This window comes from Micromonospora sp. NPDC049171 (assembly GCF_040648275.1).
Lineage (GTDB): Bacteria > Actinomycetota > Actinomycetes > Mycobacteriales > Micromonosporaceae > Micromonospora.
This window is the reverse complement of the sequence record NZ_JBEZDJ010000040.1, coordinates 1-13,498: the sequence shown is the minus strand read 5'-3', so window position 1 is coordinate 13,498 and position 13,498 is coordinate 1. Positions and strand designations below refer to the sequence as shown.

Here is a 13,498-nt window from a genome sequence, read left to right as displayed (position 1 = left end):
CCGGGTCCGCGGCCGAGCGCCGCGGACCCGGCGGGTTCGTCAGTCGTTGGCGTGCAGGGCGGCGTTCAGCTCGATGCCCCGGCCGGTACGCGGCCGGGCCTCCAGCGCCCCGGTCACCGAGTTGCGCCAGAACAGCAGGCCGTCGACGCCGGACAACTCCCGGCCCTTGACCACCCGGCCGTCCGGGAGAGTGATCTTCGACGCGGCGGTGATGTAGCAGCCGGCCTCGACCACACAGTCGTCACCGAGTGAGATCCCGACGCCGGCGTTCGCCCCGACCAGGCTGCGCTCGCCGATGCTGACCCGGTCGGTGCCGCCGCCGGAGAGGGTGCCCATGATGGAAGCGCCGCCGCCGATGTCGGAGCCGTCACCGACCAGCACACCCTGCACGATCCGCCCCTCGACCATCGAGGTGCCGACGGTGCCGGCGTTGAAGTTCACGAAACCCTCGTGCATCACCGTGGTGCCGGCGGCCAGGTGGGCGCCCAGCCGGACCCTGTCCGCGTCGGCGATCCGCACCCCGGAAGGCACCACGTAGTCGGTCATCCGGGGGAACTTGTCCACCCCGTACACCGCCAGGTGGCGGCCGGCCGCACGCTCGATCACCCGCAGCTCGTCCACCCGCTCCGGTGGGCACGGCCCGGCGGACGTCCAGGCCACGTTGGCCAGCTTGCCGAAGATGCCGTCGAGGTTGAGCTGGTTGGGTCGCACCAGGCGGTGCGAGAGCAGGTGCAACCGGAGGTACGCGTCGGGGGCGTCCTTGATCGGGTCGTCGAGCGAGCCGATCACGGTGACCACCTGGACGGTACGCAGACCGGGCAGGGGCCGGTCGCCGAGCGCCGCCGGCGGCAGGTCGAGCACGTCCGACTTGTCCTCACCGGCGACCAGCGGCAGCTCACCCAGGCCCAGCTTGCCGGTCGGGTACCAGGTGTCGAGCACCTGCTCATCTGCCGTGACCGTGGCCAGGCCAATGCCCCAGGCGGAATCTGCGGACGTCACTGTTGCACCTCTCGGTCGTGGCCGGGCCGGCCTCAGCTCACTCCTCGCACGGACAGACCTGAAGGTACCGTGCGAACCATGGAGAACCCGCTGACCCCCGAGGTCCTCGCCGATCCGGTGCAGCTGACCCGCGCTCTGGTCGACATAGAGTCCGTATCCCTGAACGAGAAGGTGATCGCCGACTGCGTCGAGGAGGTGCTGCGGGGCGTACCGCACCTGACCACCCACCGGCACGGCAACACCGTGATGGCGCGTACCGACCTCGGTCGGTCGCAGCGCGTCGTGTTGGCCGGGCACCTCGACACGGTGCCCCTGAACAACAACTTCCCGTCGACCATGCGCGGCGACCTGATGTACGGCTGCGGCACCTCCGACATGAAGTCCGGCACCGCGTACGCGCTGCACCTGGCGGTCACGCTGCCCGAGCCGCGCTACGACGTGACGTACTTCTTCTACGAGGCCGAGGAGATCGAGTCGCGGTACAACGGGCTCAACCTGGTGGGCCAGGCGTACCCGGAGTGGCTGGAGGCGGACTTCGCGGTGCTGCTGGAGCCGACGTACGGCATCGTCGAGGCGGGCTGTCAGGGCACCATGCGGGCCATCGTGACGACGACGGGGGAGCGGGCGCACGCGGCGCGCTCCTGGCACGGCGTGAACGCCATCCACGCGGCCACCGAGGTGCTGCGGCGTCTCCAGACGTACGAGGCGCGCCGGGTCACCATCGAGGGCTGCGACTACCGCGAGGGCATGAACGCGGTACGGATCATCGGCGGGGTCGCCGGCAACGTGATCCCCGATCGCTGCGAGATCGAGGTCAACTACCGGTACGCGCCGGACCGCGACCCGGCAGCCGCGGAGGCGCACCTGCGGGAGGTGTTCGCTGGCTTCGACCTGGCGGTGACCGACGCGATGGCCGGTGCGGCCCCGGGCCTACAGGCGGCTCCGGCGCAGGAGTTCCTGGCGGCGGTGGGCGCGGCGCCGATCGGCAAGCTGGGCTGGACGGACGTGGCCCGGTTCGCGGCCATGGGCATCCCCGCGCTGAACTTCGGCCCGGGCGACCCCAACCTCGCCCACCACAAGGACGAGCACGTCGAGATCAGCAAGATCCGGGACGGCGCGGCAACCCTGCACCGCTGGCTGGCCCCGGCCTGACGCCGGCCGCCGGCCGGGGTTGCCCCGGTGATCAAGAGGTTTGCGTCAGCCGGGCCCGTTGTCGGCGACGCAAACCTCTTGATCAGCTCCCGAGGGGGTGGAGGCTGCGGGGGAGACGAGGGCGGGGTCCTGCGCTCTGCTGCGGCGGCGTTCAGCCACCACGTCTCGGATCCGTCGCTGCATCTGGCGACGGATCCGGATCATCTCGCTGTTACTGATCACGCTGTCTCCTCCCCCGAAGGCGCGCGCCGGGCATACCCGGTATGTGAATAGTAAGACGTACGGGGAAGCGGAATAGTTGCCCATGATCCCGAACTATTTCTCGGCGTCCCCGCCCCGCACACCTGCGCGGTGCCGCTCCACTACGGTTGCCCCATGAGCCAGAGCAACGGGCGGGAGGCCGGTCGCGGTCCAGGGCAGGAGCGACACCGGGGCGCGGTCACGCTGCGCCGAGGGTCGATCCCGAGCAGCACCGCCGACCAACGCCTGCTGGATTCGCGTGGGCGCGGCGACTGGAAGACCAAGGACGCCTGGCGCGCGCTGCGCATCCTCTCCGAGTTCGTCGAGGGTTTCGACACCCTCGCCGACCTGCCGCCAGCGGTCAGCGTGTTCGGCTCCGCACGCAGCGGCCCGGCCAGCGCCGAGTGCCGGTTGGCCGAGCAACTGGGCGGCTCCCTCGCCCGGGCCGGCTACGCGGTGATCACCGGGGGTGGGCCGGGGGTGATGGAGGCGGCCAACCGCGGCGCCAGTGAGGCAGGTGGGCTCTCCGTCGGGCTCGGCATCGAGCTTCCGTTCGAGCAGGGCCTCAACGAGTGGGTCGACCTGGCCATCGACTTCCGCTACTTCTTCGCCCGCAAGACGATGTTCGTCAAGTACGCGCAGGCGTTCGTCGTGCTGCCCGGTGGGTTCGGCACCATGGACGAGCTGTTCGAGGCGCTCACCCTGGTGCAGACCGGCAAGGTCACCCGGTTCCCGGTGGTGCTGATGGGTGTCGCCTACTGGCAGGGCCTGCTCGACTGGATGCGCGACACGATGGCCGCCGACGGCAAGATCGGGCCGGTCGACCTGGACCTGATCTGTCTCACCGACGACGTCGACGCCGCGGTCCGGTACATCGTCGAGGCGGAGGCCGCACTCTCCGTGGAGCAGGAGGCGGTCCGCGACGAGGCCGTCGCCCGTACCGGTGCGGACCAGCAGGCCGCCGCCGCGCAGGCCGCCGACCAGCCACGGGACAACTGATGGCCGCGATCTGCGTCTTCTGCGCCTCCTCCCGCACGCTGGACCAGCGCTGGCTGGACCTGGCCACCGAGACCGGTGTGGAGCTGGCCCGACGCGGTCACACGCTGGTCAGCGGCGGCGGCTGCGTCGGCATGATGGGCGCGCTGGCGGACGGCGCCCGCTCCGCCGGTGGGCGCACCCTGGGGGTGATCCCACAGTCGCTCGTCGATCTGGAGGTCGCCGACCTGGCCTCGGACGAGCTGCTGGTGACCGACTCGATGGCCAGCCGCAAGACCCTGATGATCGACAAGTCGGACGCGTTCCTCACCCTGCCCGGCGGGCTGGGCACCCTGGACGAGCTGTTCGAGGTCTGGACCACCGCGACCCTTGCCCTGCACACCAAGCCGATGGTGCTGATCGACACCGACGGCTTCTACCGCCCCCTGCTGGACTGGCTGGACGGCCTGGCCGACCAGACCTTCCTCAAGACCGCCGGCCGCAACCTCCTGCAGGTAACCACCACAGTCCCCGAAGCCCTGAACGCCCTAGAGTCCCACCTAACCTGACCTTCCCCCTGCCCCCGGCCCCGGCCCCCGGCCCCCTGCCCCACTCGGCCCGCCGTCCTCGCCCCTCTGCGGTGATCATGGAGTTATAGCCCCGACACGCCGAGCAGCCGGGCAATAACTCCATGATCAACGCGGGGGGGCGCGGGGGGAGGGCTCCCGGGGGGTGGGGGAGTGGGGGGGTGTCGTATGGGTCTGATGGGATGAGCTGATGCAGGCGTACCGGTTGGTGCGGCGGTCCGGAGGGCCGCCGCGGGGGGACGGGGCGACGCCTGACAGCGCTTCCGTGCCCGCCAGCGGCGGCACGTCCGGGGGCGGTGTCGGCGTGTCGGCGGGGCCCGATCGCGGGGCCGGGTCCGAGCTGACGGTCGGCGGCACCGGCTGGCGGGTCGACGCGGTGCAGGCCGAGGTGGTCGGGCACACCGACGGGCCGATGCTCGTGCTCGGCGGGCCGGGCACCGGCAAGACCAGCACCCTGGTCGAGGCGGTCGCCGCCCGGGTGACCGAGGGGGTCGACCCGGAACGGATCCTGGTGCTGACCTTCGGCCGTCGCGGGGCCACCGCCCTGCGCCAGCGCATCGAGGCCCGGGTCGCGCAGGACGGCCACCGGGTGCTGCGCGAGCCGCTGGTGCGCACCTTCCCGGCGTACGCCTTCGGTCTGCTGCGCCGCGCCGCCGCCGAACGAGGCGAGCCCTCGCCCCGGCTGCTGACCGGCCCCGAGCAGGATCTGATCATCCGCGAGCTGTTGGACGTGGTGGGCGAGGAGCCCGAGGACGACCCGGTCGGTTGGCCGACCGACCTGCGCCCGGCCCTGCGGACGCGGGCCTTCGCCGGCCAACTGCGCGACCTGCTCATGCGGGCCGCCGAGCGCGGCGTGGGCCCGGTGGAGCTGGCCCGGCTGGGTGCGAGGCTCGGCCGCGCCGACTGGCCGGCCGCCGCCCGCTTCCTGCGGGAGTACGTCGCCGTGCTCGCGCTGCGCGACGTCAGCAACCGGGGCTCCATCGCGTACGACCCGGCGGAGCTGGTCCGGGCGGCCACCGGGCTGCTGCGCGACGACGAGGAGTTGCTGGCCGCCGAGCGCCGTCGGCTCGCCCACGTGTACATCGACGAGTTGGCCGACACCGACCCCGCCCAACTGGAGCTGCTCTCGGTGATCGCGGGCGGAGGCAAGTCGCTCGTCGCGTTCGCCGACCCGGACTCCTCCACGTACGCCTTCCGGGGCGCCGACCCGGCCGGGGTGACCACGTTCGCGCACCGATTCCGGACCGCCTCCGGCGCGCCGGCCGCGCAGGTGCTGCTGACCACGTCGTACCGGGCCGGGCCGGGTCTGCTCGCGGCGATCGCCCGGCTGGGGCGCCGGCTGCGTGGCCCGGCCGCGCACCGTCGGCTGCACCCGCTGCCGGACGCGCCGCCCGGGACGGTCGAGGTGCACACGTTTCGCTCGGCGACAAGTGAGGCCGCCTGGTTGGCCCACGCGCTGCGCTCGGCCCACCTGCTCGACGGCGTGCCCTGGTCGCGGATGGCGGTGCTGGTGCGGTCCACCGCCCTGCAACTGCCCACTCTGCGACGGGCGCTGCACGCTGCCGGCGTGCCGACAGTGGTGCACGGCGAGGACCTGCCCCTGCACCTGCAACCGGCGGTCGCGCCGCTGCTGCTTCTGCTGCGCTGCGCGCTCGAACCGGACCGACTCGACGAGGAATCCGCGGTCGCGCTGCTGCACTCGCCGCTCGGCGGGGCCGACCCGCTGGCCGAGCGGCGGCTGCGGCAGGGCCTGCGCGCCCTCGCGCTGGCCGGCGGTGACCGCCGCCCCTCCGGGGAGCTGATCGTCGAGGCATTGCGCGACCCGGAGGAACTGGCCGACATCGAGCGCCGCTGGGCCGAGCCGGCGCAGGCGGTGGCCGGGCTGTTGGCCATTGCCCGCGAGGCCGCCGCCCGGCCGGGGTCGACCGCCGAGGACGTGCTCTGGGCCGTGTGGAGTGCCAGTGGTCTCGCCGAACGCTGGGCGGGTGCGATCAACCAGGGGCGGCCGGCGGCCGGCGAGGGGGACCTGGCCCGGCGGCGGCGGGCCGAGGCGGCCGACCGCGACCTCGACGCCGTGCTCGTGCTCTTCGACGCGGCGGCCCGGTTCACCGACCGGCTGCCCGGCGCCCGCACCGAGGTCTTCCTCGACCACGTGCTCGCCCAGGATCTGCCGGCCGACACCATCGCGCCGACCGCCGACCGGGGCGCGGCGGTGCGCCTGCTCACCGCGCACGCCGCGAAGGGCCTGGAATGGGACCTGGTCGCGGTGGCCGGCGTGCAGGAGGGCATCTGGCCGGACCTGCGACTGCGGGGCAGTCTGCTCGGCTCGGAGCGGCTGGTCGACGTGCTGGCCGGCCGGTCCGTCGACGGCGCCACCAGGGCGAACGTGGTGGGCCAGACCTCGGCCTTGCTGGACGAGGAACGCCGGCTCTTCCACGTCGCGATCAGCCGGGCCCGGCATCGGCTGCTGGTCAGCGCCGTGGCCTCGGCCGCCGTCGGCGGTGACGACCACGAGGAGCAGCCGAGCCGGTTCCTGCACGAGCTGGGCCCCTCCACGCCGCCCGCACCGCCGAGCGGTGCCGGACCGGCCGACCCGACCGCACCACCGGGTCCGCGCACCGCCCCGCAGGCCGGGGGCCCCGCCGGCAACTCACCAGACGTCACCGCCACCGCCGAAGGCGCGACCGGCGGCGGGACAAACGCTGCGACCGGCGGCGGGACGAGCGGCGCGAACGGCGGCGGATCCGACGGCACGACTGGCGGCGCGACCGAGGACGACGGTGAGCCGGACCGTCCCGGGGCACTGCCGGTGACCCGTCCGCCCCGGGCGCTCACTCTGCCGGCGTTGGTGGCCGAACTGCGTACCGCCATCACCGACCCGGCCGTTCCGGCGGCCCGGCGGCGCGCGGCGGCGGCCGAGCTGGCCCGGCTCGCCGCCGCCGGGGTGCCCGGTGCGCACCCGGACGACTGGTGGGGGTTGCGCGCGCTCTCCGACGACCGGCCGCTGGTCGACGACGGGGAGCCGGTGCGGGTCACCCCGTCGGCCATGGAGAGCGCACTACGGTGCAGCCTGCGGTGGTTGCTGGAACGGCACGGCGGCAGTGGCCCGACCAGCACGGCGCAGGGGGTGGGCAACCTGGTGCACGCCGCCGCGATGCTCGCCGAGGACGCCAGCGCCGACCGGGGTGCCCTGCTCGACTACGTGGCGGCCCGGTTCGACGCGATCGAGCTGGCCGCCCGCTGGATGGCCGGCCCAGAGCGGGACCGCGCCGAGGCGATGGTCGACAAGCTGCTGCGCTGGCTGGCCACCAACCCGCGTCGGTTGCTCGCCATCGAGCACGAGTTCGCGGTCCGTCTGGACGACCCGAATCGGCCCGTCGACCTGACCGGTCGGGTCGACCGGCTGGAGGTCGACGAGGCCGGCCGGCTGGTGGTGATCGACCTGAAGACCGGCAAGTCCACCGCGGTCACCGGCAGCGAGCTGGCCGAGCATCCGCAGCTCGGCGCGTACCAGGCGGCGGTGGAGGCGGGGGCGTTCGCCGAGTTCGGCGACGAGTCCGGCGGCGCGGCGCTGGTGCAGCTCGGCACCTCCGCGAAGGATGCCCGGGAACAGAACCAGCCGGCGGCGGGCGAGGGCCCGGCGGCCGGCTGGGCGACCGCGCTGGTCCGGCGCACCGCCGATACGATGGCAGCCGCCACGTTCGCCGCGGTGGCCAACTCGAAGTGCCGGGTCTGCCCGGTCCGCACCAGCTGCCCGGTCTCCGGGCAGGGGCGTCAGGTCGTCGAGCCGCCGACCGTCCGGCGCACCCGTGAGGGCGAGGAGTGAGAAGGCACCGTGAGCCAGCCCACCCTGTTCGGCGCGGGTCCCACGCCGGCGCCCCGGCTGGCGGACTCCGGCCCCCGGTACACGCCCGTGGAGTTGGCCAAGCTGCTGCGGTTGCCGGCGCCCACCCGGGAGCAGGCCGCGATCATCGCCGCCCCGGTGGAGCCGCTGCTGGTGGTCGCGGGAGCCGGGTCGGGCAAGACCGAGACGATGGCCGCGCGGGTGGTCTGGCTGGTGGCCAACTCGTACGTGCGCCCGGAGCAGATCCTCGGGCTGACCTTCACCCGTAAGGCGGCCGGCGAGTTGGCCCACCGGGTCCGTACCCGACTCGACCAGCTGATCCGCCGACTCGGCCGGCAGGGTCGGGACCCGCTGGACGATCCGCTCGCCGGTGAACCCACAGTCTCCACCTACCACTCCTACGCGGGGCGGATCGTCACCGAGCACGGGCTGCGGTCCGGCTACGAGCCGTCGACCCGGCTGCTCACCGAGGCGTCCCGCTGGCAGTTGGTCGACCTGCTGGTGCGCAACTACGACGGCGACATGTCCGAAGTGGACCGGATGCCGAGCACCATCACCGACGCGGTGCTGGCGCTCGCCGGGGAGCTGGACGAACACCTGGTCGCGCCGGACCAGCTGGCGGCCTGGACCGGTCGGTTCTTCGCCGAGGTGCAGTCCCGGCCGGGTCGGGTGTACGCCGACGTGCGCAAGGCGCTCACCCTCCAGCAGACCCGGCTGCGCCTGCTGCCGCTGGTGCGGGCGTACGCCCGGCGCAAGGAGGACTTCGAGGCGATGGACTTCGCCGACCAGCTCGCGCGGGCGGCCCGGGTGGCCCGCGATCACCCGGGGGTCGGCGAGATCGAGCGGGACCGTTTCCGGGCGGTGCTGCTCGACGAGTACCAGGACACCAGCCACGCCCAGGTGGTGCTGCTCAACGCCCTGTTCGGGGGTGGGCACCCGGTGACCGCGGTGGGCGACCCGTGCCAGTCGATCTACGGCTGGCGTGGTGCCAGCGCCGGCACCCTGGACCGGTTCCCCACCGAGTTCGCCCGCGCCGACGGTGAGCCGGCCCCGGCGCTGGGGCTCACCACGAGCTGGCGTAACCGTCCGGAGATCCTCCGGGTGGCGAACGCACTGTCGACTCCGTTGCGGGCGGCCGGCGCCCGGGTGCCGGAGCTGCGCTCGGCGCTGACCGTCCGGGACCCGATCCCACACCGCAGCCCCGGCGGTGCGGCCGGCGGCACGGTGCACTGCGCGCTGTTGCCCACGTACGCCGACGAGGCGGACTGGATCGCCGACAGCGTGCTGGCCGCCTGGCGGGGGGCGGCCCGGATGCCCGGCGCGGCCCCCGAGCACATCCCGGTGGCGCAGCGCCCGACCACCGCCGTGCTGGTCCGGGTCCGCAGCCAGATTCCGGCGATCGAGTCGGCGCTGCGCGAGCGCGGCCTACCGGTGGAGGTGGTGGGGCTCGGCGGCCTGTTGGACACTCCCGAGGTACGCGACGTGGTCTGCACGCTGCGGGTGCTGGCCGACCCGACCGACGGGGCGGCGCTGCTGCGGCTGCTCACCGGCGCCCGTTGGCGGATCGGCCCGCGTGACCTGGTGGCGTTGCACCGGCGGGCCCGAGCCATCGCCAACGCCCGCCGTCAGGTGGCCGCTGACGAGGCCGCGGAGATCAGTCCTGACCTGCTGGACGAGGCGACCCTGGTGGAGGCGTTGGCCGATCTCGGCCCGGCACAGGCGTACTCGGCGGAGGGCTTCGCGCGACTGCGCGCGTACGGCATGGAGCTGGCGCTGTTGCGGTACCGACTGGACCAGGCGCTGCCGGACCTGATCGCGGACATCGAGCGGACCATCGGCCTGGACGTGGAGGTCGCGGTGCGGGCCGGCCGCGACGGTGCCGGCGACGCCGGCCTGGCCCGGGGTCACCTGGACGCCCTCGGTGACGTGGCGGCCCGCTTCAGCGGGGAAACGCCGGGCGCGACGCTGTCCGGGTTCCTGTCCTACCTGACCGCCGCCGAGGACGAGGAGCGCGGTCTGGCGCCGGGCGAGGTCGAGGTGGTGGAGGGCGCGGTGCAGGTGGTGACCGCGCACGCCGCCAAGGGCCTGGAGTGGGACGTGGTGTCGGTGGCCGGACTGTGCCGTGGGTCGTGGCCGGGGCCGGTGCGCAACTCCGACCACTGGTTGGGCGGGCTCGGGGTGCTGCCGTTCCCGCTGCGGGGCGACGCCGACGGGTTGCCCGAGTTGGCGCTCGACGAGGCGGCCGACCAGCGGGCGGTGGCGCGGGCGGTGAACGACTTCACCGACGCCTGGCGGGCACACGACGAGCGCGAGGAACGCCGGCTGACGTACGTGGCGGTCACCCGGCCGCGCCGGCTGCTGCTGTGCTCCGGCTACTGGTGGGGGGACGGCACGAAGCGACCGCGCGGTCCGTCGGTCTTCCTGCGTGAGGTGTACGACGCCTGCCTCGACGGTGGGCCGGGGCACCTGATCGACGCGTGGGCGCCGGAGCCCACGCCGGACGCCACGAACCCCACGGCCGAGGTGGTGCTCCGCGCGGAGTGGCCGGCCGACCCGCTGGGTGGCCGCCGACCGGCGTTGGCCCAGGCCGCCGGGCTGGTGCGCCGCCTGATGACCGACGGCCCGACCACGGTGGCTGTCGGGCCGGTGGCTGTCGGTCCGGTGGTCACCGGTCCGGTGGCTGTCGGGCCGGACGGGTCGGTGGTCGCCGGGTCGGTCGTGCCGGTCGAGACGGAGGTCGACCCGGAGGTGGCGCGCTGGCAGCGCGAGGCGGATCTGTTGCTGGCCGAGCGGGCCGAGCTGACCCGGCTCTCCGGTGCCGTGGAGGTGGCCCTGCCCGGGCAGTTGAGCGTCACGCAACTGGTGGCGTTGCGGCGCGACCCGGCGGCGCTGGCCCGTACGCTGCGCCGCCCGGTGCCGGCCGAGCCGAACCCGTACGCCCGCCGAGGCACCGCCTTCCACGCCTGGCTGGAGCAGCGTTTCGGCGCGGACCGCCTCCTGGACCTGGACGAGCTGCCCGGTGCGGCCGACGCGGATGCCGCGCCCGACGAGGCGCTTGTCGAGCTTCAGGAGCGGTTCCTGGCCAGCGAGTGGGCCGACCGGGCGCCGGTGGAGGTGGAGGTGCCGTTCGCCACGGTGATCGGCGGCGTCGTGGTGCGGGGGCGGATGGACGCGGTGTTCGCCCGGCCGGGTGGGCGGTTCGACGTGGTCGACTGGAAGACCGGCGCGCAGCCCGTCGGGCCGGCGGCGGAGGTGGCCGCCGTGCAGTTGGCCGTGTACCGGTTGGCCTGGGCGGAGCTGGCCGGCGTGCCGGTGGACCGGGTGGGCGCGGCGTTCCACTACGTCCGGCACGGGGTGACGGTCCGCCCCGCGGATCTGCTGGACGTGACGGGGCTCACCGCCATGATCGCCCAGTTGCCCGAAGATTCCGCCCAACATTGACCGCTCGCGGGAAAACCATGGTATGTTGACCGGGTTGCAGTTTTGGTTACCAGAGACTCTGTGTGCGCCTGGCGGGATTGTGGCCCCAGGCGCTCTTTGTTGTGTCCGGAGTTCTCCGGGCGGGGCGACCAGAAGCGACAGGCGATTCGCGCATCCCCGCGCGGAGCGCTCCTCTTCGGGCACGCAACACGTGCGTGTCCGACGTTCCGTCAAGGAGACGAAACACATGGCTATTGGCACCGTGAAGTGGTTCAACGCTGACAAGGGCTTCGGCTTCATCACCCCGGACGGCGGCGGCGCTGACGTCTTCGCCCACTTCTCGGCGATCCAGTCCTCCGGCTACCGGAGCCTGGACGAGAACCAGCGGGTCGAGTTCGAGGTGACCCAGGGCCAGAAGGGCCCGCAGGCGGAGAACATCCGCCCGATCTGATCTTCGGATCGGTCAGCATTACCTGTCGCGCCCTCCGGGTGTGACGGTGACGGGACCGGCCCGCCCCGCCGTCGACCTGCGTAAGCAGGCGGCGGCCCGGCGGCGGGCCGGCCCGTACTCCAATCGGTTCGTGCTTGTGAGTCCTGGCTGCCTCTTCGCAGCCGGTGACAGCGCCGACGTCGGCGCCCTCCCTCGACACGTGCCGCGTCGAGGAAGGCTTCTGCGTGACCACAGTTATTCCGTCGTTCGCTCATACCGGTCTGGCACCGGGGCTGCTCACCGCGCTGACCGCGCAGGGCATCACCGAGCCGTTCCCGATCCAGACGGCGACGCTGCCCGACTCGCTCGCCGGCCGGGACGTGCTGGGCCGGGGTCGTACCGGCTCCGGCAAGACGCTCGCCTTCGGGCTCCCGCTGCTGTCCCGCACCGCCGGCCGTAAGGCCCGGCCGGGTCGCCCGCTGGCCCTGGTGCTGGTGCCGACCCGTGAGCTGGCCCAGCAGGTCACCACCGCACTGTCCCCGTACGCCCGCGCCGTCGGGCTGCGCTGCGCCACCGTCGTCGGCGGGTTGTCGTTGCAACGGCAGGCGGACGCCCTGCGGGCCGGCGCCGAGGTGGTCGTCGCCACCCCCGGCCGGCTGCACGACCTGATCAACCGTGGCGACGCCCGGCTGGACCAGGTCGAGATCACCGTGCTGGACGAGGCCGACCAGATGGCCGACATGGGCTTCCTGCCGCAGGTCACCAAGCTGCTGGAGCAGGTCGCGCCGCAGGGGCAGCGGATGCTCTTCTCCGCCACCCTGGACGGTGGCGTGGACCGGCTGGTCCGCCGCTTCCTGAGCAACCCGGTCACCCACTCGGTCGACCCGGGCACCGCCACGGTCACCGCGATGACCCACCACGTGCTGCACGTCGACGCCGTGGACAAGCCCGACGCGCTGACCCGGATCGCCGCCCGTGAGGGCCGCACCATCCTGTTCATGGGCACCAAGCACCGCGCCGACCGGCTCGCCCGGCAGTTGCTCTCCAAGGGTGTACGCGCGGCCGCGCTGCACGGTGGCAAGTCCCAGCCGCAGCGCACCCGCATCCTGGAGCAGTTCCGCAACGGCCAGGTGACCGCTCTGGTGGCCACCGACGTGGCGGCCCGGGGCATCCACGTCGACGGCCTGGACATGGTGGTCAACGTGGACCCGCCGACCGAGGCGAAGGACTACCTGCACCGGGGCGGCCGGACCGCGCGGGCCGGCGAGTCCGGTTCCGTGGTCACCCTGGTCCTGCCCGAGCAGCGCCGGGACGTGTCGCGGCTGATGGCGGTTGCCGGCATCCGGCCCGAGTCGGTCCAGGTGCGCCCTGGTGACGGGTCGTTGGCCCGGGTCACCGGTGCCCGTGAGCCGTCCGGTGTGCCGGTGACCATCGTCGCTCCGCCGGCGCCCGCCGGTCGGGTCCGCACCGGTGGCGCAACGGTCGCCGACGGTGCCGCCCGTCCGGCCCACCGCGCGTCGGGTCGGTCCCGCCGGCCGCGCCGCCCGCGTACCGTCTGATCTTTTGCGCTTCGACCGACCCGCCCCGCTTCGGCGTGGCGGGTCGGTCTGTCTGCGGCGGCCGGCGCCCGGCGGCCGGCGGCCGGCGGCCGGCGGGCGCGCGGCCGGCGGGGTGCGAGCGACCGCCGGGTGCGGGCGACCGACACCTCCTGACCGCCTTTGCTCTGCACCCCGATATGCACCGGTCACGGACCGTAGCCGTCGCATCCGCGGGTGCAGAGCAAAGACATCCCAGGTGCTTAGGTGTCAAGCAGTGGCGGTGTTGGGGTGATGTGTCCAGGCGGTGGTCTCG

Annotated in this window: 8 protein-coding genes; 7 read left to right on the top strand and 1 reads right to left on the bottom strand. The window is 73.6% G+C overall.

All coding sequences use genetic code 11. The features are described 5' to 3' along the window. Positions 1-39: 39 nt before the first annotated feature. Positions 40-999, bottom strand: a complete 960-nt coding sequence (gene dapD / locus AB0B14_RS33960; RefSeq protein ID WP_357067850.1) for a 2,3,4,5-tetrahydropyridine-2,6-dicarboxylate N-succinyltransferase — start codon at positions 997-999, stop codon at positions 40-42. Between the two features lie 78 nt (positions 1,000-1,077). Here dapD and dapE point away from each other — a divergent pair, with 78 nt between their 5' ends. From dapE to AB0B14_RS33925, 7 genes are all read left to right on the top strand, one after another. After that, positions 1,078-2,151 (top strand): succinyl-diaminopimelate desuccinylase, encoded by a 1,074-nt coding sequence (dapE, locus tag AB0B14_RS33955; protein WP_357067852.1) that lies wholly within the window; start codon positions 1,078-1,080, stop codon positions 2,149-2,151. A 375-nt stretch (positions 2,152-2,526) separates the two neighbouring features. Then, on the top strand, positions 2,527-3,390 hold the full coding sequence (locus AB0B14_RS33950; protein ID WP_357067854.1) for a TIGR00730 family Rossman fold protein: 864 nt from the start codon (positions 2,527-2,529) through the stop codon (positions 3,388-3,390). Further along, on the top strand, positions 3,390-3,935 hold the full coding sequence (locus AB0B14_RS33945) for a TIGR00730 family Rossman fold protein (RefSeq protein ID WP_357067856.1): 546 nt from the start codon (positions 3,390-3,392) through the stop codon (positions 3,933-3,935). Before AB0B14_RS33950 ends, AB0B14_RS33945 begins: the two co-directional genes overlap by 1 nt. Positions 3,936-4,143: 208 nt before the next feature. Beyond that, entirely contained in the window at positions 4,144-7,779 is a 3,636-nt protein-coding gene (locus tag AB0B14_RS33940; protein WP_357526161.1) for an ATP-dependent DNA helicase, read from the top strand. A gap of 9 nt (positions 7,780-7,788) precedes the next feature. Next, entirely contained in the window at positions 7,789-11,238 is a 3,450-nt protein-coding gene (locus AB0B14_RS33935; RefSeq protein ID WP_357526159.1) for a UvrD-helicase domain-containing protein, read from the top strand. Between the two features lie 226 nt (positions 11,239-11,464). Further along, positions 11,465-11,668, top strand: a complete 204-nt coding sequence (locus tag AB0B14_RS33930; protein WP_101369720.1) for a cold-shock protein — start codon at positions 11,465-11,467, stop codon at positions 11,666-11,668. Positions 11,669-11,892: 224 nt separating this feature from the next. Next, a complete protein-coding gene (locus AB0B14_RS33925) occupies positions 11,893-13,206 on the top strand; it encodes a DEAD/DEAH box helicase (protein WP_357066577.1) in 1,314 nt (437 codons plus the stop codon). Positions 13,207-13,498: the final 292 nt, after the last annotated feature.

Excerpts from the sequence above, each read along its gene's own strand:
- dapE (WP_357067852.1), top strand. The coding sequence starts at position 1,078 with ATGGAGAACCCGCTGACCCCCGAGGTCCTCGCCGATCCGGTGCAGCTG.
- AB0B14_RS33950 (WP_357067854.1), top strand. The coding sequence starts at position 2,527 with ATGAGCCAGAGCAACGGGCGGGAGGCCGGTCGCGGTCCAGGGCAGGAG.
- AB0B14_RS33945 (WP_357067856.1), top strand. The coding sequence starts at position 3,390 with ATGGCCGCGATCTGCGTCTTCTGCGCCTCCTCCCGCACGCTGGACCAG.
- AB0B14_RS33940 (WP_357526161.1), top strand. The coding sequence starts at position 4,144 with ATGCAGGCGTACCGGTTGGTGCGGCGGTCCGGAGGGCCGCCGCGGGGG.
- AB0B14_RS33930 (WP_101369720.1), top strand. The coding sequence starts at position 11,465 with ATGGCTATTGGCACCGTGAAGTGGTTCAACGCTGACAAGGGCTTCGGC.